This window comes from Cytobacillus sp. FSL M8-0252 (assembly GCF_038007345.1).
GTDB classification, from domain to species: Bacteria; Bacillota; Bacilli; order Bacillales; family Cytobacillaceae; genus Cytobacillus; species Cytobacillus kochii.
The window spans coordinates 4605714-4625696 of sequence record NZ_JBBOWZ010000001.1 but is presented as its reverse complement, the minus strand read 5'-3'; the positions used below and the strand labels follow the sequence as shown (position 1 = coordinate 4625696).

The following is a 19983-nucleotide window of genomic DNA, read 5'->3' as shown; positions in this document are numbered from 1 at the left end:
TATGTATGACTCATTGTGCGTGCCTTTAATTTTCTTAAACCTTTAACGATATTTTCCATCCCATTCAAGCTTTTATAATTTCAGATCGGCTTTTTGATACGATAACGGTTCTCTCCGAATTAGCTAATAACAAAGCAAAAAGCCGAGTGAGTGGATCGTAACTCTCTCGGCTTTTTGCTTTTTGTCACTTAAACAATCAAGCTTAATAATAAAGTAAATACTAGGCCTGAAATGGCAATGATTGTTTCTAATAATGTCCATGTAGCAAACGTTTCTTTCATTGATAAACCAAAATACTCTTTAAACATCCAGAAACCTGCATCATTGACGTGGGATGCGATTAAGCTACCTGCACCTGTTGCGAGTACAACGAGAGCTAGGTTAACGTCTGTTTGACCGAGTAAAGGGATAACAAGTCCAGCTGTTGTTAATGCTGCAACTGTCGCAGAACCTAAAGAAATTCTCAAGATGGCTGCGATGGTCCAGGCTAATAAGATAGGTGAAAGGGTCGTGCCTTCGAATAATTGGGCAACATAATCACCAACCCCACCGTCAATCAATACTTGCTTGAAAGCACCACCGCCACCGATGATCAGTAGCATCATTCCAATTTGTGTGATGGCTGTTGTGCAAGAGTCCATTACTTGTTTAATTGGAATATTGCGGCCAATGCCCATTGTGTAAATGGCCACAAGTAGAGAGATCAAAATCGCGATTGAAGCATCACCAATGAACTTAATCACGATAACGATTATGCTATCGCTAAAGCCCATCGTTTCTTGAAGTAAAGTAACGATTGTTGCAATCGACATAAGGATAACTGGTAACATCGCTGTAAATACACTGATACCAAACCCTGGTGTGTCTTCAAGTTTAAATTGTTTTTGCTCACCTAAAGAAGCAATATTTCCGCTCTTTGTGAATGAGTTTGGTACGATTTTCTTCGCAATTTTAGTGAAAACTGGACCAGCAATAATCACTGTTGGGATAGCAATAATCATCCCATATAATAGAACTTCACCGATATTTGCACCGTACTCACCAGCAATGACGGTTGGACCAGGGTGAGGCGGTAAGAAACCATGTGTAACAGATAATGCTGCTGCCATTGGGATACCGAGATAAAGAATCGATACTTTTAATTCTCTTGAAATCGCAAATACGATGGGAATAAGTAATACAAGACCTACTTCAAAGAATAGGGCAATCCCGATAATAAAGGATGATACGACAACTGCCCATTGGATATTTTTCTCACCAAACTTATTGACAAGGGTCATTGCAATTCTTTGTGCACCGCCAGCATCAGCGATTAATTTACCAAGCATAGCACCTAGACCAAAGATTAGGGCGATATGTCCAAGTGTTCCACCAAGACCGCTTTCAATCGTGCCAACAATTTCTGATGCAGGCATGCCAAGAGCTAGGGCAACACCAAATGAAACGATAATAAGTGAGACAAATGTGTTGAGTTTGAGCCCCATAATAAGGAGCAATAGGGCAATGATACCTAAAGCAACAATAAATAATGGCATAGTTTTCTCTCCTTTTTATTCGCTATCTTTTCCAATCAAGCCTCTTTGGTAGTTAGCGATTTTTGTATATTCCTCTGTTAATACTCTTGTCAGGTTGATAAAGCTAGGCATTAGTTGACGATACGCATTTGCTGCATCTTCATCTGGTGTATGTTTATGTGTGCTACCGATCATGTCAGAAGCTACTGCAAAATTTTCAATCTCTCCTGTAGCGTATAACCCAAGGATACATGCCCCTAAGCAGGAACTTTCATAGCTTTCAGGTACGACCACTTCAGAATCAAAAATATCCGCCATCATTTGGCGCCAAACAGCAGAGCGGGCAAATCCGCCTGTCGCTTGAATACGCGTAACAGGTTCGTCCATACACTCCATAAGTGCGAGGAAAACAGTGTATAAGTTGAAAATGACACCTTCTAATGCGGCGCGAATCATATGTTCTTTTTTATGTGAAAGGGTTAAACCAAAGAATGAGCCTCGAACATCTGGATTCCATACAGGTGCTCTTTCACCCGCAAGGAAAGGATGGAAAATAAGTCCATTTGCACCCGGTCTCACACGTTCAGCAATTTTTGTTAACACTTCATATGGATCGAGTCCTAAACGTTTGGCAGTCTCTACCTCGGATGAGGCAAATTCGTCACGAATCCAACGAAGGACAATCCCACCATTATTAACAGGGCCACCAATGACCCAATGATCTTCCGTTAGTGCATAACAGAAAATCCGGCCTTTTTCATCTGTTTGCGGACGGTCAATAATCGTACGAATGGCTCCACTAGTTCCGATGGTGACGGCGATTTCCCCTTTGCCAATTGCATTGACACCAAGATTAGAGAGGACACCATCACTTGCACCGATAACAAAAGGGGTATGAGGATCAAGTCCCATTTGTAAGGCAAGCTCACTGTCACAGTGCGTGAATATCTGTGTTGTGGGAACAAGGGTGGATAGCTGGTCCTCGCGAATGCCCGCTATCTTTAATGCTTCTTTGTCCCATGTTAATTCAGTAAGATTCATCATTCCCATTGCTGATGCGATAGAATAATCAACAACATATTGGTTAAAGAACTTCTTGAAAATATACTCTTTTATGCCAATGTATTTTTTCGCTCTTTGGGCTATTTCTGGGCGTTCATTTGTGATCCATGTTATTTTACTCAATGGGGACATTGGATGAATAGGGGTCCCTGTACGTTTATAAATCTCATGGCCACCCCATTCATCCTTAATTTTATGTGCCCATGATTCACTGCGGTTATCGGCCCATGTAATACATGGAGTCAATGGTTGATCATTCTCATCGATAGCAATTAGGCTATGCATGGCACTACTAAAGGAAATAAATGCTGGCATCATTTCTCTATTTTTTTTCATAATGTTCGTTATCGCCTGCTTGACCGCTTGATAGATTTCTTCAGGGTCCTGCTCAGCTGTAGACATATCTGGTGTATGCAATGGGTAGCCGATGTTTTCTTTTTGAATGACTTTCCCGTCTTTTGTAAAAAGAACAGCCTTTGTGCTGGTTGTTCCAATATCTACACCTAACATATAGGTTGTCATTTTGTTCCGCCCCCTTCTGCAAGAATTTCTTGGGATTTCCACATATCTTCAACTCTTCCTTGCACATCATCAAAATTTTGATGGAGAGATTGAATCATTAATGTTTTATCTTTTTTCTCAATCGCTTCAATATAGAGTGCGTGGTTTGTGAATATGCGTTCGAAATCGTGCTGGTTTTCTTTAAAACGCTTACGCATGGATAATAGAATCAATCCTTCCATGACTGGTTTTAAATTATTCCAGATCATTAATATATATGAGTGATTAGCGGCTCGAATAATTGTCTCATGAAATTGTAAATCCTGAAGTGAGAATTCATCCGCATCATTATATTTAATAGAGACTTTCATCATTTCTAAAATCTTATTGAGTTCTTTTACAAGGTCTGTAATATCTGAACGTACAAGTCGTTGATAGATAAACGTTTCAATAAGAATACGCACATCATATATTTCTTCTATTTCTTTCTCGGATAAGCCAATGACGACTGCACCCATTCGTTCTTGGCGAATAATATTTTCAGCAGAAAGAATTTTTAATGCTTCTCTTATTGGTGATCGACTTACTGAAAAGTCAGCAGCTAATTTATTTTCAGAAAGAATGGTACCGCTTTCAATACGTCCTGAGAGAATTTGCATCCTTAATTCACTTACAACGCGCTCACCTGTCGAAGCTTTCGTAAGCCATTTGGAAGGGTAGAGAAATTCTATTGGTTCGTTCATCATAACACCTTCTCATTTTAGTATACTTGTATACAAGTATTATATCTCGAATTTTCGATTATTCAAGGAGTTAATAAGAATTGTTTTTTTCAGTATGGAGGAAATGGGGGGAAGGGTGGCGGACGAATCCTCTTAGAAAGGTATTCTTAGCTCAAATAAAGATTTAATTATTATTCACTATTTAAGATAAATCATTCGTCACTATTCCATTTAGGTTACATATAATGAAGCAATTTGATGTTGAAGGAGTGGGAAGGGTGTTTTGTAATGATGAGAATATTACCTTATTGATTGTCTCCTTAGAGAAGGGTGAAGTGACACCCATTCAATGTCACCTGAATGCTTCTTCACTCTTATATTGTGTACAGGGGAGAATAGAAGTATCATTTGTGTTACCAGATGTACATCAAATCAAGTTGTTCACTATTTCCCCCAACCAAGTAGTTAATATCCCCAAAGGATGTTGGCACCTTATACAAGCTAAAAAAGATAGTCAATGGTTAAATGCTTTTGATTGTCCTCTGCCTCAAACCATTTTTGCATCGCAGGTACAAGAGTTAAATGAGCCTAGAATACTCACGTCAAAAGCACTTCGTCAACATACCGTAATGGCAATTGAAAGTGAACCCTACTATTATCATCATGGTAACTTATCGTTCCCAAAAAAATAGAGCCATAGTTCTACCAGGGTAAACAAGGAGGGACCGTATAGGATTCCTCCATAAAAAGCAAAGATGAAGGCCGAGCAAGTAGGAGTTGCCCGTCATTCAGATGGATAAACCAAAGCGAAAATAGTACATATCCCAGTAAACATTAGCACATACTATAATTAAAAAGGTACGCTGCTCTTATAACGTGTACGGTTCGTGTTTTTGAGAAAAGCATCATGAAGACCATCATTCAAAAGAAGGAGGTGTGAGGCGTGGAAATTAAAAAAGCAAGCAATCGACATTATGGTATCGATGATAGTGGGAAGGAACAAGGAGAAGTTACTTTTTCGGAAAGAAACGATCACACCATTGTTATTGATCATACATATGTAGAGGAAGAAGCAAGAGGGACTGGACTTGCTGAACAACTAGTGGATTCGGTTGTGCAAGAGGTGAAAAGTCAAAATAAAAAAATTGTCCCAGCTTGTCCCTTTGTCGCTGCCCTATTTAAGAAGAAAGCAGAATATCGGGAAGTGCAAGCTTAAACCAAAAAAGTAGGCGACCCCTACTTTTTTTATTTGCTTCAATCAAGTGATTCCTCCCATGTAATGTTCAAATTTAAAACACTATCGTTAGATATGATAGGATGGTCTACCACTTAAATTTTTAAGATGTGTTTGAATACATACAACCCATTCTAGGTTCTATAAAGGTCCTCTTATGGGGTAAATCTCCTCTCCCTTAAGGCATTGTTCCCGCTTCAAAAGATTTAATTTTACAGTAATATATTCTTAAAACAAAAGTATTGGTTATTTGTTCGACAGAATTCATCATTATTTTGAAGAAAAAAAGAGGTGATTCTTATATAAGAAGAGAATTATAGGCTAATAGTTTAGAATTTTTAGACTTTATAAGTTAAGTTAATTTTCTTACTATGATAAAAATTTAGAAAATGTTCAACAAAATAACGTGGTAATGCTTTAATTCGTATTTATTTTTTGTAAAGAATCTATTATAATATAATAATTCAATCTAATTGTTTATTGTTGTATAACAGAAAATGAAAGAGGAGGGAAAATGATGGAATGGCTACAGAACTTAATAAGCGTAGTAGGTAATTTTGTATGGGGGCCAGTAACCCTAGTATTGATAGTGGGAACGGGGATCTTCCTTACTTTTAGGTTAGGGTTTATCCAAATAAGGGAACTTCCGTATGCCTTAAAGCTTACTTTTAGTAAAAGTGATAAAAACAATAAAGATAAAGGGGATATATCCCACTTTCAATCTTTGATGACAGCAATGGCAGCCACACTTGGGATAGGAAATATTACCGGTGTAGCGACAGCAGTGATGCTTGGTGGGGTCGGTGCTTTATTCTGGATGTGGTTAGCTGCATTTTTTGGAATGGCGACAAAATACGGTGAAGCCATTTTAGCAGTTAAATACCGCGTGACGAATAGTAAAGGTGAAATCTCCGGGGGACCGATGTATTATATTGAAAAAGGTCTCGGCTGGAAATGGTTAGCTGTATTATTTGCTCTCTTTGGATTTTTGGCATCATTTGGAATTGGTAATATGACACAAGCAAATACTGTTGCTGGCTCATTTGAAGCCAATTTCGGGGTGAACCCATGGATTACGGGTGTTGTTCTAATGGTATTAACAGGATTAGTACTGTTAGGTGGAATTAAAGGAATTGGTCGAGTTACGGGTATATTCGTTCCTTTCATGGCATTATTTTATTTAGCTGGTGGACTTATTATTATCTTTATGAATATTACTGAAGTACCTCAAGCATTAGGTTTTATTATCTCTGAGGCCTTTAACCCATCCGCAGCAACTGGTGGTGCAGTCGGGATGGCCATTCGTTATGGTATCGCTCGTGGGGTATTCTCTAATGAAGCGGGGCTTGGTTCAGCACCCATCGCAGCCGCAGCGGCTAAAACAGATTATCCTGGTAGACAAGCGTTAGTTTCAATGACAGGAACATTTATTGATACAATTATTGTTTGTTCGATTACTGGTTTAACGATTGTATTAAGTGGTCTTTATGTCGGGCATGAAAATGCTTCTAGTTTAACGGGAGAAGCATTTGAATTCTTCTTACCTGGTGTAGGTAATATGCTTGTAGTTATTGGTATTATGTTCTTTGCTTATTCGACTATTATTGGTTGGTCTTATTATGGCGAGAAATGTTTTGGTTATTTATTTGGTGATCAAAATGCAGTGATATACAAGGTGCTGTTTGTCATAACAGTACTCATTGGCTCGGCTTTAGAGTTAGAAATGGTTTGGGGAATTGCTGATATCTTTAATGCACTAATGGCCTTACCAAACTTAATTGCTCTCTTGCTTCTATCTCCAGTCATTGTGGCTGAATCCCGGAAATTCACTGAGATTAGAAAAAAAGAGAAACAAGAAGAGAAGAAACAATCGATGGCAGGATAAGTTGTTGGTTTATTCATTGAAAGTTTAGCCTGACACCAAAATAATCATTTGAAAAAAATGCAACTGCTATCAATTAGAGTTGCATTTTTCCTTTATTTAGAAGCAATATCAAGAGCAGCTCTAATTGTACTAGCGGTTCTAAGCTTACTTGTAGGTCGATCGGCAAATGTAATTGATTTCTGTGCCATTGCCGGTTTGATTCCACATAATATCATAGACGTACCCATTAATGATAATACATTTGCTAGTTCAATAAATCTTTGCATAATTTCTTCATTATAAGTAGTTAATCCATTTACATCGATTAATAGGGTTTCAGCAAATGTATTCTCTAATGATTGCAATAATTGCGTTGTCATCTTATGGTAACGACTTTCATTCATCTCTCCAACTAAAGGGAGAACAGATACCTTATCTGTGAGTGGAATAATAGGTGTTTCAAGTTCTTCGATTCTCTGTAAGGACTGTAAATACTTTTGCTCGGCCTCTTTCTGTTCAGTTATATCATGTTGAACACCGATAAAAAAATGGGCTTCCTCCTCTTCCATATAAACCGAATCAATTGTTAAGTGATTCCAGAAAATATCGCCGTTCTTCTTATAATTTAGAACTTCACATTGTATGGATTCTTTTCTTGTTACTGCTTCTCTAATACGAGCAATGGTTTCATTACTTGTTTGCTCGCCTTGTAGAAAACGACAATTATTACCGATTACCTCCTCTTTGGTGTAACCTGTCATATCAGTAAAACCTTTAGAAGAATAGATAATAGGGTTATCATGCTTACTCGGATCGGTAATTAAAATACCAACGCGTGTATAATCAAGTGTCTTTAATATGAGTTCCATATTCATTTTATTCAGTGCTAACCCCACCTTTGGCAAATTTCCATCTATTTATTATCTCTTCCTTTTTGGCAAAAAACAAAGGAAAGACCTTTTTGTTTAAGTAGATGAAATAAAACTATATTCTGTTGTAGGTTTCGTTTATGTTTGATGTGGGTAAAAAGAACTACTAGCGTATGAAAGGGAGCATGTATGAATACAACAATTGGTTTTCAGGAAAATCATCAAGTGTTAGATAATAATGAAGTGTTAGCATCACTTGAGAGAAATTTAGCCATGATTGAGTTTAATTTGGATAGAGAAGTGATATGGGTTAACGATAATTTTGCCAGAGTACTGGGGTATCAGTCAGGAGAAATGGTAGGAATGGATCATCAGAATTTCTGTACTATTGAAGAGGTGAATGGTTCAACCTATCTTGAGCTATGGCGTAATTTGAGAAGGGGAAGAAAGTTTCAAGAGAAAATCAAAAGAGTGGGTAAGTTTGGCCAATTATTGTGGTTAGAAGCGACATATATTCCTGTTATAGGAACGAAAGGAGAGGTAAAGGGAGTTTTAAAAATTGCCACGGACATTACTGAAAGGGAGCAGCATACAAATGAGATGATCTCAAAATTAAAAATGGCGCCCACACATCTGGTTGAACTGGTATTATCTAACTCTAATGAAAAGGTATTAGCTTTAGAAACGTTGAAACAACAAATGAAGCTAATTGAAGAAACATCTAAACTTATTCGAAATATTGCATCTCAGACGAATTTATTGGCAATTAATGCTGCTATTGAGGCAGCTCATGCTGGTGAAAAAGGAAGAGGGTTTGCAGTTGTTGCCAAAGAAGTTAAAAAGCTATCTGTCTCAGCTGATAATGCGATGAAAGAAGTAAATATAAATATTGAGAATATTACAGAGCAAGTCGTGAATGTGTATGAGATAACTGATGAGCTAAAAGATATTGTTTCACGGACAAAAGATGATATAGATGAAACTTTACAGTCGTTTGCGCGATTGTCTAATTAGTATGGTCCACCAGATTTGGTTTTTTAAAGTATTTTATTTCATTTCATTAATTAGTAGATAGATTAGAAAAGCTCACCAGATGGCGAGCTTTTTTTACTTGAAATCACAAATAGTATTTTTACAAGAGTCAGAGAACCAACAAGTGAGGAAGGTATTTAACCAGTTACTCTTTATGCATTTGTCTAAGCCAAATCGCAAGTTGCAATGTAATCGCATCGAGAGTATGCTGTGGGTTATATCCGGTTATTTCTTTGATTTTCTTTAGCCGATAAATGAGTGAGTTTCTATGGATAAATAAACTTTTCGCACATTCTCCAAGGTTTAAATTATTTGCAAACAAGCTTTCAAGTGTCTCAATTAGCTTCTCAGAAAGTCCATTCAGTACTCTTGTATAATAGTAAGTTTTAGATGCTTCACTCAGTTCATTCAGTAATGCTTGTGCTTCAATATCTTTAAAAGTAGCAAAAATAGAAGACTCTGCACTTAATGTTAAAGCCGAAATGGATTGCCGATAGGAATGTTGAATGTTATTGACAGTCTTCACATTGGAACCCAACCCAATTCTTGCAGTAAGTTGATTTTCTTCTATAAATGAAATGAAACTTTGATACCGATGAATGATTTGCTCCTCTGTTAACCCGGTATGAAGTATAAATTGTTGATTGATTCCTAGGAAACCAATCAATGTATTCTCTTTGGGAAAAAATCTTTCCACCCATTGGATGAAGTCATTTTTTTTCAATTTGGGCATATCTGTTTTAATGACTGACACTTGAAAGGGGGGCAAAAGATGAATCTCAAATAGTTTAAATCGTTGTTCAATCGATGAATCTTCAATTGAGTCCTGCAATAAATCATCGAATAAATGATCCTTCGCTTTTTGTTGCCACTCTAACTGATCTAAACTAAAGGATTGTTGAATCATCATCTCTGTAATCATTTTTACTAACTCACCAAATTCAAAAATTTCATCTGGGTCACCAGTAATGCCAATCACACCGATGATTTTTTTTTGAAAATGAATAGGTAGGTTAACACCGGGATATGAGTTTTTCCACTGTATATCCTTATCACTAATGGTGACAGCTCTACCAGTACGTAAAACTTCTGTTGCTCCCTCATGAATCATATTGATTCGATCGGGGTTACCAGATGCAATTATTTTGCCTCTATCATCCATAATGTTTATATTTCTATCCAGTCTAACCATGGTTTGCTTAACAATTTCTGCGGCAATTTCACGAGTTAACATATATGGCCCATCCTTATTCTCTTCATTTCGTTTGTTATATATCAGTAAAATAATATCACAATCTGTTTATAATAGATAAAAATTTAACCAAAATAATCTGTTTTTTTGTTCAATCATAACGATGACAAATAGTATGACACATAATTATAATAAGGATAACACAATAGATGTTAGGTGGCGAGTTTATGAAAGTAGTTATTGCACCTGATTCATATAAGGGTAGCTTATCGAGTGTTTCTGCTGCAGAAGCAATTGCTAAAGGTGTTAAGAAAGCGCTTCCTTCGTGCGAAGTTATTTCTGTTCCTGTAGCGGATGGTGGAGAAGGAACAATGGATAGTCTTGTTTCCGCAACGGGGGGGAAAAAGGTAAAAGTTAGTGTGATGGGTCCATTACACAAAAAGGTCGCGGCGGAGTATGGTGTACTCGGCGATGAAAAGACATGTGTTATTGAGATGGCGAGTGCCTCTGGTCTAGAGCTTATAGATAAAAGTGAACGCAATCCACTGATTGCTACAACTTTTGGCACAGGAGAATTAATTAAGAAAGCGTTAAATGATGGTTATCGCCATTTTATTTTAGCAGTTGGTGGAAGCGCTACCAATGATGGCGGAGCTGGTATGTTACAAGCTCTAGGGCTGAAAATAATGAACGATGCCGGAGATGAAATTGGTCTTGGTGGTGAAGCGCTAGGTGAAGTTACGTCTGTTCAATTAGACTCTCTTGATTCGCGGATTAAGGATTGTCAATTTCTAATCGCTTCTGATGTACAGAATCCGTTTATTGGTCCTAATGGTGCTTCCCATGTTTTTGGTCCTCAAAAAGGGGCAAGTCCTGAAGTGGTTGAGATGTTAGATCACTATATGGGTAACTGGGCAGATGTGATTGAGCATGCGACTAAAGTTCGCTTACATGATCGGCCGGGTGCAGGTGCAGCAGGAGGAATTGGTGGTGCTTTCCAAGCCTTTTTCAATGCAGATATGAAAAGAGGGATTGATCTTGTTATTGAGTACACTGGACTAAAGGAAAGAATGGTGAATGCCGATTGTGTATTTACTGGTGAAGGCCAGTGTGATTTTCAAACAGCCTCTGGTAAGACACCTATGGGTGTGGCAGAGGCAGCGAGAATAAATCATATTCCTGTCTTTGTTCTAGCGGGTTCTATTGGTAAAGGTATTGAAGAGTTATATGAATATGGCATTACTAGTGTCCACAGTTTAGTGACAAGTCCTATGGAGTTAGACGAGGCGATGGAGCGTTCAGCAGAATTGCTAGCGGATGCTGCTGAACGAGTAATGAGAACATTTATTGCGTTTCAAAGATAAATCCATTTTTAGGAGGGAAAAGAATGTTATTCTTCATCATTGCTATTGGGGTTTTAATTATCGTATTAGCGACAACAAAGTTTAAGATTCATCCATTTATGTCTTTACTAATAGGTGCTCTATTCGTTGGATTTGCATCAGGAATGCCATTTGATTTAATAGTTGAGAGCATTAATAGTGGATTTGGCGGTGTTATGACAAGTATCGGTCTTGTCATTGTGTTTGGAACAATTATTGGAGTGATCTTAGAAAAAGCAGGTGCGGCTTATCGAATGGCAGAGGTTGTGTTACGTATCGTGGGTCCAAAGAGACCACAGCTTGCCATGAGTATTATTGGTTTCATCGTTTCTATTCCAGTGTTCTGTGATTCTGGTTTTATTATTCTTAATAGTTTACGCCAGGCATTAGCTAAGAGAGCTAAAGTAACGATGGCTTCAATGTCTGTAGCACTAGCTACAGGATTATATGCCACTCATACACTTGTACCACCAACACCAGGCCCAATTGCCGCTGCGGGAAATATTGGTGCAGAAGCCTATTTAGGAACAGTGATTTTAATTGGTTTTATTGTGGCCATTCCTGCTGCTGCCATTGGTTATCTTTGGTCAGTTAAAGTAGCAACAAAAATTGAAGTTCCAGAGGATCGTAACACAGAAGAATTCGATTATGATAAGGTTGTCGCTTCATTTGGTAAGATGCCTTCGACTTTTCAAGCGTTCTTCCCAATTATTTTACCCATTCTATTAATCGGTTTAGGTTCAATTGTTGCCGTTCTGGGATACGAAGGTTGGTTTGCACAATTTATTGGTTTCTTAGGTACACCAGTTATAGCATTGTTCATAGGTATTCTCGCTGCTCTACCATTATTACCTCAATTTAATGAGGAAACATTAACTAATTGGGTTGGTAAAGGATTATTAGATGCCGCGCCAGTACTTTTAATTACCGGAGCAGGCGGGGTTTTTGGAACAGTAATCAAAAACTCTGGTGTTGCGGATATTATTCAAGGTTGGGACATTTCCGATATGTTTACGGGTGCGCTTTTCTTGATTATCCCTTTCTTGATTGCCGCAGCATTAAAGTCAGCACAAGGTTCATCAACTACAGCATTAGTACTAACATCTTCATTAATTGCCCCAATGCTTCCGGTTGTCGGTATTGAAGGAGCAGTACCGCTAGCATTAGTTGTAATGGCTATTGGAGCGGGTGCAATGACCGTTAGTCATGTGAACGATAGTTACTTCTGGGTTGTTACACAATTTACTGGTATGAAGGTAACAGATGCTTACAAAGCTCAAACGATGGCGACATTATTACAAGGACTTGTTTCTATCATCGTAGCAATGATTTTGTGGGTTATTTTAGTATAAGAACAAAATCCGAACAGTCACTCGAATGCCTTTTTTAGGGTTCGTGTGCGTTCGGATTTTTACACCTTTAAACGGATGTTCTTAGTCAATTTTCATTTTCTTATGCAGAGGACGTTCCTTTTCATAAATGTCACATCTCGTTTGATTGCGCAATAAGCTTATTAATTTCCTGATTTAATGTTTCAAGGAAAATATCTGTCAGTCGGTTTATATGTTTTTTCTTTAAATGAACCCAGCCGTAGTGAACTCTTTCTTCTTTTAATTCTTGTATTTTCACCCCGGTAATCCCATCAATATGCTGAAATGAATAATCAAGTCCAATCGTTATTGCATTACCACTAGATACCCATTGGGTAATTGCATTTGTATGATTGGTTTTTACAACTAGATTTCTTTGGCTATTGTTATCAAGAAGCTGTTTGATCGTCTGATTAAGGTAAGCATCTTGATATAAAATAATGGGATATCTTGATAAATCCTTTTTTGAAATAAAAGGCTTTTCAGCAAGTGTGGAATGGGCTTGTACCCCAGCAACCATATAGCCTTCTAGCAGTGGTTCAAAGTGGAATTTATCTTCATTTACTTCAGAAGATGGTCCAACAACAAGCATACCCACGTCCATTTCTTCGTTGATTAGTTTTTCTGTTATCTCCTTTGGTCCTAACTCTTGAAGCTCTATGGAGACATTTGGATGTTCTTTCTAAAATGAAAATACAGCGGCAAGTAAAGCGTTTGAAGGACCTGGTATTGTAGAAATACGAAGATGTCCTTGGAGTTTTTCTGTTTGCGCTTGCGCGAATGTTTGAAACTCTTTCGTCATCTTCATGATTTCTTCGGCCTTTTCAATTAATAGAGCGCCTTCAGCAGTTAAATGGGCACCAGAACGGGAGCGTTTAAACAACATCAACCCTAGCTCGGTCTCTAAACTACTGATAGATTGACTTAATGCCGATATAGAAAGGAAAAGTTCATGAGCTGCCACAGTGAATGATTGTGTTTTTGCCACAGTTGAAAAATGTTTTAGTTGATCAAAGGTCATTTACTATCACCTAGTTTTTATGGATTCAAAATTAGTATACTGTTAATTCGACGATTCTATCTATATATTTTTGAGCAGGTTTTTATAGAGCGTTTTGTGTTAAAATAAATATGTTATAGGTAAAAAGAATGTGTTTCGTTGTAATTAATTGAGAATTTAGAACTAGATTAGAGCAATTGTGTTTATAGAGAGAAAGTAAATAATATCCTTAAAAAGGAGTAGACAATTGAATGAAGCAACGAATAAGCAAGTAACCAAAACACGTGAGATTGTGTGTAGTGCTTTAATGGATTTGATGAATCAATTTCAATTTCGTGAAATAAAAATATCAGCAATTACGAAACAAGCAGGGATTGCACGAATAACTTTTTATAGAAACTTTGGCACAAAAGAAGATATTATACGCATCTATTTACGTCAATTGTATAGAGATTTATTCAATATGAGGAAGAAACAAGATAATCTAACTATAGCGCAAATGATCCATATGATGTTTATGATCACAGAACTACAAAAACCAGTATTGAGAAAGCTATTTGCACATGATTTGGAATACTTAGTTATGGAAGAATTCATTGAAATGATCGAAGAGGGGCTAGCGGAAGTTTTCACTGACGTTGATATTGCAGAATACTTAATTCAATTTCAAATTGGCGGGTTCACCAAAATTATACTAAACTGGGTAAAAGAGGATTGCGAGAAAAATGCTACTCATTTTTGTAATCAAATCACGAACTTGATGAATCATTATCAATTAAATACAAAAAACTAATAAGCATTCATCAATAAAGCAACTCTAACAATCTTTATTATTGAAAGATAGTAAATATCGTTAGGGTTGCTTTTTATTTTTAATACTTTATTGTATTATTTAAATAAAATAATCTGTATAGATAGATTATTAGTATAATTGAATTTTTTACAAATAAACTGAACAGCTTAGATAAGGAGGGGTGTAAATTGAAATGGCATTTTTGTCCGTTGGGAGACCAAGCTCTTCTTATAGAATTAGGGGATCAGATTTCATCTGAAACCCAACAAAAAATTCAAATGTTCTCGAATTTTCTCGAGGATCAACGCTTACCGTGGATGAAGGAATGCATTCCAGCTTACACGAATATTGCGGTATTTTATGACATTTGGAAGGTTAGTCAATTATGCGATAAAGAACAACTACCTTATGAATTTGTATGCGCAGAACTGAATGAATTATTAAAATCTGTGGATACACAAAATCGCCTATCTTCCAGGAAAATTGACATTCCTGTCTGTTATGGTGGAGAATTTGGTCCCGATTTACATGAGGTTGCCCGGTTAAATCACCTAACACCAGATGAAGTAATCGAAATTCACTCAGCTGGTGATTATTTGGTCCATATGATTGGTTTTGCCCCGGGGTTTCCATTCATTGGAGGGATGTCTGATAAGATTGCTGCACCTAGGAGGAAATCACCAAGGCTACAAATTCCAGCTCGGACTGTTGGGATTGCAGGGATGCAAACAGGTGTATATCCTATTGAAACACCTGGAGGTTGGCAATTGATTGGAAGGACGCCAATCGAATTATTTACACCACAGGAAGAAATGCCAACTTTGTTAAGGGCTGGCGATCGCATTCAATTTAAGCCAATTAGCTTTGATGAGTATAAGCAATTGGAGGCTGAACAGTCATGATAGAGATTAAGAAACCAGGTTTATTATCGACCCTACAAGATCTTGGCCGAACAGGATACCAGAAATATGGTGTAATCGCCAGTGGTGTCATGGATCAAGATGCTCATAAGATTGCGAATATGCTTGTCGGGAACTCCGAAGAACAACCTACATTAGAAATGACATTAATCGGCCCACGAATTGTTTTTCACGAAGATTGTTTGATTAGTCTTTGTGGTGGAGATATCGGTCCGCAAATTAATGGACAGCAAGTAAGTCTGTGGAAACCTATTTGGGTAAATGCCGGAAGTGAGCTAACATTCGCCTCGTATAAAGAGGGCTGTCGTACTTATTTAGCCATTGCTGGTGGTTTTGATGTCGAGTTGGTCATGGATAGTTATGCTACTTATTTACGTGCACATATTGGTGGACATAATGGGCGCGCGCTTCAAAAAGGCGATCGATTAACTGTAAAAGAGAAGAGTAGCTTATCGAAAAAAATGATCGCTTCATTAAAACAATCTGACAAGCCATTTGTTGAAGCAAAATGGCATATACCGATTCAGATGAGAAGACCCTCTAATCAAAGAATTAGAGTCATTGAAGGGAAGCAATTTTCTCTTTTTAATAAAGAAAGCAAAATAGCATTATTCAATAACCCTTATAAGGTAGCTTCACAATCGGATCGAATGGGATATCGCCTGAATGGTAGTGCACTCGCATTATCAGAAGAGAAAGAAATGATCTCAGAGGCTGTTGCTATGGGGACCATTCAAGTACCTCCCGATGGGCAACCAATCATCTTAATGGCTGATAGGCAAACGACTGGGGGATACCCGAAGATTGGGCAGGTGGCATCCATCGATTTACATGTATTGGCTCAAACAAAGCCTGGAGAAGAGGTATATTTTGAAAAAATATCTTTTACAGAAGCTCAAAAGCTCTTTATTCAAAAGGAGCAAAGGCTCTATGAGTATAAAAGGAGTATCCAAATAAAATATCAATAGGGGGATAACGATGATAAAGATTGATTTAAACTGTGATTTAGGTGAGAGTTTTGGAAACTATTCAATTGGTAATGATGAAGAAATATTAAATTATGTGACCAGTGCAAATATTGCTTGTGGCTTTCATGCAGGTGATGCAACAACGATGCGTAAGACAGTGAAACTGGCATTAGAGAAAAAAGTGGGGATTGGTGCTCACCCAGGAACACAAGACTTAGTTGGCTTTGGTAGAAGAGAAATGAATATCTCCCCTCAAGAAGCGTATGATATTGTTGTCTACCAAATTGGCGCATTGTCCGCTTTTGTTCATTCTGAGGGAGGAAAGTTGCAACATGTTAAACCACACGGAGCCCTTTTCAATATGGCAGCAAAAGACGCTCAGTTGTCTGAAGCTATTGCAGAAGCGGTGTACAAAGTCGATCCAGAATTAATTTTGTTTGGCTTAGCTGGTAGCGAGCTAGTAAAAGCGGGTGCGAAGATAGGTTTAAAAACGGCAAGTGAAGTATTCTCTGACCGTACGTATCAAGATGACGGTTCCTTGACTTCAAGGAGAGAATCAAATGCATTAATTACCGAGCAAGAGGTAGCGGTCGCACAGGTCGTTCGTATGGTAAAGGAAGGGAAAGTAGCGTCTGTAAGTGGAAAGGATGTTGACATCTTAGCAGATACTGTTTGTATTCATGGTGACGGCAAACATGCATTGGCATTTGCTAAACTCATTCATGCGACTCTACAAAAAGAAAATATACAAGTGAGACGAATAGGAGAAGCTTAATGAAAACACAATCAACTAGAAGTATTATTTTAGGTGCAGCCTTCCTAATGGCTACTTCAGCAATAGGGCCGGGCTTTTTAACACAAACAACTGTTTTTACAGAAAAACTAGCAGCAAGCTTTGGGTTTGTTATTTTAGTATCAATTATCATAGATATCGGAGCACAATTAAATATTTGGCGAATTTTAGCCGTCTCAGAAAAGAAAGCCCAAGATATCGCTAATCAGGTTTTACCTGGATTAGGTTATTTCTTGGCCTTACTCATAGTGATGGGGGGACTGGCTTTTAATATCGGTAATATTGCTGGAGCTGGACTTGGAACGAATGTATTATTTGGTGTTTCTCCAGAATTAGGCGCTTTATTAAGTGGATTAGTTGCTATTGGTATTTTTGTTGTCAGAGAAGCAGGAAAGCTAATGGACCGTTTCACACAAGTGCTAGGGTTTGTCATGATTGGATTGATGGTTTATGTCATGTTTACTGCCTCTCCTCCAGTTGGTGAAGCTGTGACACGTACATTTGTACCTGAAACGATTGATATTTTAGCTATTGTTACACTAGTAGGAGGAACAGTCGGTGGTTACATTACCTTTGCCGGTGGGCATCGTTTATTAGATGCTGGTATTAAAGGGAAAGAAGCTTTACCACAAGTAACAAGAAGTGCAGTGAGTGCCATTGGAATTGCTTCATTAATGAGAATTTTCCTTTTCTTAGCTGCTTTAGGGATTGTTTCTCAAGGGTTAACTTTAAACCCTGATAATCCAGCAGCATCCGTGTTTCAGCATGCTGCCGGTAATGTTGGCTATAAAATATTTGGTGTGATTATGTGGGCAGCAGCGGTTACATCTGTCGTTGGTGCGGCCTATACATCCGTTTCATTTATTCGGACATTCACCAATTTCATTGATAAAAATGCGAAATGGTTTACAGTAGGTTTTATCGCAATATCTACCCTTGTATTTGTTATTATTGGACAACCAGTGAAAATTCTCGTATTAGTTGGTTCATTAAATGGACTAATTTTGCCTATCGCTCTAGGTGTGATGTTAATTGCTGCACATAAGGCGAAGATTGTTGGCGATTATAAACATCCTTTATGGTTAACCTTGTTTGGACTACTAATTGTCATTGTTATGGCATTAATGGGCGGTTACTCTTTAATTAATGGGATTCCACAATTGTTTGAATAATAGCTTGAAAGGTGTGAATAAGTTTGAATTTAACAACAGTAAGTCCTGAAGAAGCACGTAAGCAGATTAGGGACGGTCATTGGAAGCAGCCTACTGCTGGCATTGCTAATGGCTTTATCCAAGCGAATTTAGCTGTATTACCAAAAGAACTTGCCTTTGACTTTTTATTATTTTGTCAAAGAAACCAAAAGCCTTGTCCGATTATAGATGTAACAGAGGTCGGATCAGTTATACCAAAGTTAGCCGCACCAAACGGCAATATTATGACAGATATTCCTAAGTACCGTATATATAAGCATGGAGAACTTGTGGATGAGGTGCAGGATGCAACCGGTTATTGGCGTACAGATATGGTTGGCTTCCTAATTGGATGTAGCTTTACTTTTGAAGAAGCGCTTTTAAATAATCATATTCCAATCAGACATATTGAAGAAAACTGCAATGTGCCTATGTATGAAACTAATATTGAATGTGTAAAATCTGGTATGTTTGAAGGCCCGATGGTGGTAAGTATGAGACCAATGAAAGAAGCGGATGCGATAAGGGCTATTCAAGTAACGAGTCGCTTTCCTTCAGTCCACGGTGCCCCGGTACATTTAGGAAATCCTGAAAAAATAGGGATTAAAAATATTAACAAGCCTGAGTTCGGAGATGCGGTTACCATTAAAGATGGAGAAGTTCCTGTATTTTGGGCATGTGGCGTAACCCCACAAGCAGTGGCGATGCGGGCAAAACCAGAGATTATGATTACGCATGCACCTGGTCATATGTTTATTACAGATGTGTTAAATGAACAATATGCAATCATGTAAGAAAGGGCTTCTATGGAGTTACCAAATTATTTGCAGTCTCATTTTCCAGGATTAAAACTAATGCCAAGTATTTATCAGCAATGGAATATCGGTATTCCTTTCACGTTCGCTGAAGAAATCTACCAATTTAACGAACAAGGTCAGTTAAATATGGATAGATTTGAGCTTGTTTATGAACAGGCAACAACTCTTTTTAATGAGTTATTTGCTAGCGAGGATGAAGTGATGCTAGTGACTAATATGTATAAAATGGTTGAAAAAGAAAAGAGAACGAGAAAATTAAAGGTTTACCAATCTCATTTGAAGCAACGTAAAAAGTTGTATCAACTTCAGGTGGAAACCATGCCTTACCCTTTTGAAGCGGAGGATGCAGACGCATACCAATTACAACAATTCTCTTTATTATGTCAGTGCCGAGACATACAAATAGAATCACTTATAAAAGCAGCTGCTCATGAAGACTTTCCTTTAAAACCACGTTTTGGTGGTTATCATGTCAATTATCCAGATGTTTTCTTTATTAATTTAACGAGAGATGTCATCTTTTTCATATACGATGATCGTGGTTGTGAAGTAATTGCCCGCAATGTTCAGATACTGAGGCAGCTATATGAAAAGTATGGTAACTGGATTGATGAAGTCGATCGAGCAGATGTGGTTCAAAGATTGGGTATGGAGAAAGATGTATTATAACAACGGTTATGAAGTCCTGCTTAATTATACTCGAGTGGTGTGCATGCTGAATTGTGCACACCACTCGGGTAATTTTCTTGTTTCTCATGT

Annotated in this window: 19 protein-coding genes and 1 pseudogene; 13 read left to right on the top strand and 7 right to left on the bottom strand. The window is 37.7% G+C overall.

Annotated elements, in window-relative coordinates; translation table 11 throughout:
* Positions 1 to 188: 188 nt before the first annotated feature.
* The 3 genes from MKX83_RS23365 to MKX83_RS23355 are packed head-to-tail and all read right to left on the bottom strand — an operon-like array spanning position 189 to position 3820.
* Positions 189 to 1535 carry a GntP family permease gene (locus MKX83_RS23365; protein WP_095371409.1) on the bottom strand — a complete coding sequence of 449 codons (1347 nt, stop codon included), beginning with the start codon at positions 1533 to 1535 and terminating at the stop codon, positions 189 to 191.
* Positions 1536 to 1550: 15 nt separating this feature from the next.
* A complete protein-coding gene (gene gntK, locus MKX83_RS23360; protein WP_095371410.1) occupies positions 1551 to 3098 on the bottom strand; it encodes a gluconokinase in 1548 nt (515 codons plus the stop codon).
* Complete coding sequence (locus MKX83_RS23355) at positions 3095 to 3820, bottom strand: GntR family transcriptional regulator (protein WP_307316326.1); 726 nt, start codon at positions 3818 to 3820, stop codon at positions 3095 to 3097. Before MKX83_RS23355 ends, gntK begins: the two co-directional genes overlap by 4 nt.
* A 224-nt stretch (positions 3821 to 4044) precedes the next feature.
* Here MKX83_RS23355 and MKX83_RS23350 point away from each other — a divergent pair, with 224 nt between their 5' ends.
* From MKX83_RS23350 to MKX83_RS23340, 3 genes are all read left to right on the top strand, one after another.
* Complete coding sequence (locus MKX83_RS23350) at positions 4045 to 4491, top strand: cupin domain-containing protein (RefSeq protein WP_095371412.1); 447 nt, start codon at positions 4045 to 4047, stop codon at positions 4489 to 4491.
* Positions 4492 to 4742: 251 nt separating this feature from the next.
* Positions 4743 to 5015, top strand: coding sequence for a GNAT family N-acetyltransferase (locus MKX83_RS23345; RefSeq protein WP_095371413.1), 273 nt, complete (start codon positions 4743 to 4745; stop codon positions 5013 to 5015).
* 532 nt (positions 5016 to 5547) lie between these two features.
* Positions 5548 to 6918, top strand: coding sequence for an alanine/glycine:cation symporter family protein (locus MKX83_RS23340; protein WP_095371414.1), 1371 nt, complete (start codon positions 5548 to 5550; stop codon positions 6916 to 6918).
* Between the two features lie 92 nt (positions 6919 to 7010).
* Here MKX83_RS23340 and MKX83_RS23335 read toward each other — a convergent pair whose 3' ends face one another.
* A complete protein-coding gene (locus MKX83_RS23335; RefSeq protein ID WP_341058314.1) occupies positions 7011 to 7772 on the bottom strand; it encodes an STAS domain-containing protein in 762 nt (253 codons plus the stop codon).
* Positions 7773 to 7955: 183 nt separating this feature from the next.
* Here MKX83_RS23335 and MKX83_RS23330 point away from each other — a divergent pair, with 183 nt between their 5' ends.
* A complete protein-coding gene (locus MKX83_RS23330) occupies positions 7956 to 8780 on the top strand; it encodes a methyl-accepting chemotaxis protein (protein ID WP_095371416.1) in 825 nt (274 codons plus the stop codon).
* Between the two features lie 163 nt (positions 8781 to 8943).
* On the opposite strand, the gene MKX83_RS23325 is transcribed toward MKX83_RS23330, so the two are convergent.
* Positions 8944 to 10032, bottom strand: a complete 1089-nt coding sequence (locus tag MKX83_RS23325) for a CdaR family transcriptional regulator (RefSeq protein WP_341058311.1) — start codon at positions 10030 to 10032, stop codon at positions 8944 to 8946.
* A 185-nt stretch (positions 10033 to 10217) separates the two neighbouring features.
* Here MKX83_RS23325 and MKX83_RS23320 point away from each other — a divergent pair, with 185 nt between their 5' ends.
* Positions 10218 to 11354 (top strand): glycerate kinase, encoded by a 1137-nt coding sequence (locus MKX83_RS23320; protein ID WP_341058309.1) that lies wholly within the window; start codon positions 10218 to 10220, stop codon positions 11352 to 11354.
* A gap of 23 nt (positions 11355 to 11377) precedes the next feature.
* Positions 11378 to 12724, top strand: coding sequence for a GntP family permease (locus MKX83_RS23315; RefSeq protein ID WP_095371419.1), 1347 nt, complete (start codon positions 11378 to 11380; stop codon positions 12722 to 12724).
* A gap of 130 nt (positions 12725 to 12854) precedes the next feature.
* On the opposite strand, the pseudogene MKX83_RS23310 reads toward MKX83_RS23315, so the two are convergent.
* Both MKX83_RS23310 and MKX83_RS23305 read right to left on the bottom strand, forming a co-directional pair.
* Positions 12855 to 13409 (bottom strand): annotated as a pseudogene (locus tag MKX83_RS23310) (LysR family transcriptional regulator substrate-binding protein); the annotation flags it as partial.
* 15 nt (positions 13410 to 13424) lie between these two features.
* Complete coding sequence (locus MKX83_RS23305) at positions 13425 to 13763, bottom strand: LysR family transcriptional regulator (protein ID WP_341058307.1); 339 nt, start codon at positions 13761 to 13763, stop codon at positions 13425 to 13427.
* Positions 13764 to 13989: 226 nt separating this feature from the next.
* Between MKX83_RS23305 and MKX83_RS23300 the strand changes: the two genes are divergently transcribed.
* The 7 genes from MKX83_RS23300 to MKX83_RS23270 all read left to right on the top strand — a co-directional run bounded on the left by MKX83_RS23300 (position 13990) and on the right by MKX83_RS23270 (position 19893).
* Complete coding sequence (locus MKX83_RS23300) at positions 13990 to 14535, top strand: TetR/AcrR family transcriptional regulator (RefSeq protein WP_095371421.1); 546 nt, start codon at positions 13990 to 13992, stop codon at positions 14533 to 14535.
* 188 nt (positions 14536 to 14723) lie between these two features.
* Positions 14724 to 15437, top strand: a complete 714-nt coding sequence (gene pxpB / locus MKX83_RS23295; RefSeq protein WP_095371422.1) for a 5-oxoprolinase subunit PxpB — start codon at positions 14724 to 14726, stop codon at positions 15435 to 15437.
* Positions 15434 to 16423, top strand: a complete 990-nt coding sequence (locus tag MKX83_RS23290) for a 5-oxoprolinase subunit C family protein (protein ID WP_095371423.1) — start codon at positions 15434 to 15436, stop codon at positions 16421 to 16423. The genes pxpB and MKX83_RS23290 overlap by 4 nt, the downstream gene beginning before the upstream one ends.
* Positions 16424 to 16433: 10 nt before the next feature.
* Complete coding sequence (locus tag MKX83_RS23285) at positions 16434 to 17198, top strand: LamB/YcsF family protein (RefSeq protein ID WP_095371424.1); 765 nt, start codon at positions 16434 to 16436, stop codon at positions 17196 to 17198.
* Positions 17198 to 18388: an NRAMP family divalent metal transporter gene (locus MKX83_RS23280; protein WP_341058302.1), complete on the top strand. Its 1191-nt coding sequence runs from the start codon at positions 17198 to 17200 to the stop codon at positions 18386 to 18388. Before MKX83_RS23285 ends, MKX83_RS23280 begins: the two co-directional genes overlap by 1 nt.
* Positions 18389 to 18411: 23 nt before the next feature.
* Positions 18412 to 19200, top strand: coding sequence for a putative hydro-lyase (locus MKX83_RS23275; protein ID WP_340976989.1), 789 nt, complete (start codon positions 18412 to 18414; stop codon positions 19198 to 19200).
* 12 nt (positions 19201 to 19212) lie between these two features.
* Positions 19213 to 19893 (top strand): DUF3885 domain-containing protein, encoded by a 681-nt coding sequence (locus tag MKX83_RS23270; RefSeq protein WP_095371427.1) that lies wholly within the window; start codon positions 19213 to 19215, stop codon positions 19891 to 19893.
* Positions 19894 to 19983: the final 90 nt, after the last annotated feature.

Coding starts and splice junctions, on each gene's coding strand:
- MKX83_RS23280 (WP_341058302.1), top strand. CDS start 17,198: ATGAAAACACAATCAACTAGAAGTATTATTTTAGGTGCAGCCTTCCTA.
- MKX83_RS23330 (WP_095371416.1), top strand. CDS start 7,956: ATGAATACAACAATTGGTTTTCAGGAAAATCATCAAGTGTTAGATAAT.
- MKX83_RS23350 (WP_095371412.1), top strand. CDS start 4,045: ATGAAGCAATTTGATGTTGAAGGAGTGGGAAGGGTGTTTTGTAATGAT.
- MKX83_RS23325 (WP_341058311.1), bottom strand. CDS start 10,032: ATGTTAACTCGTGAAATTGCCGCAGAAATTGTTAAGCAAACCATGGTT.
- MKX83_RS23355 (WP_307316326.1), bottom strand. CDS start 3,820: ATGAACGAACCAATAGAATTTCTCTACCCTTCCAAATGGCTTACGAAA.
- MKX83_RS23290 (WP_095371423.1), top strand. CDS start 15,434: ATGATAGAGATTAAGAAACCAGGTTTATTATCGACCCTACAAGATCTT.
- gntK (WP_095371410.1), bottom strand. CDS start 3,098: ATGACAACCTATATGTTAGGTGTAGATATTGGAACAACCAGCACAAAG.
- MKX83_RS23315 (WP_095371419.1), top strand. CDS start 11,378: ATGTTATTCTTCATCATTGCTATTGGGGTTTTAATTATCGTATTAGCG.
- MKX83_RS23270 (WP_095371427.1), top strand. CDS start 19,213: ATGGAGTTACCAAATTATTTGCAGTCTCATTTTCCAGGATTAAAACTA.
- MKX83_RS23340 (WP_095371414.1), top strand. CDS start 5,548: ATGATGGAATGGCTACAGAACTTAATAAGCGTAGTAGGTAATTTTGTA.
- MKX83_RS23335 (WP_341058314.1), bottom strand. CDS start 7,772: ATGAATATGGAACTCATATTAAAGACACTTGATTATACACGCGTTGGT.
- MKX83_RS23305 (WP_341058307.1), bottom strand. CDS start 13,763: ATGACCTTTGATCAACTAAAACATTTTTCAACTGTGGCAAAAACACAA.
- MKX83_RS23285 (WP_095371424.1), top strand. CDS start 16,434: ATGATAAAGATTGATTTAAACTGTGATTTAGGTGAGAGTTTTGGAAAC.
- MKX83_RS23320 (WP_341058309.1), top strand. CDS start 10,218: ATGAAAGTAGTTATTGCACCTGATTCATATAAGGGTAGCTTATCGAGT.
- MKX83_RS23365 (WP_095371409.1), bottom strand. CDS start 1,535: ATGCCATTATTTATTGTTGCTTTAGGTATCATTGCCCTATTGCTCCTT.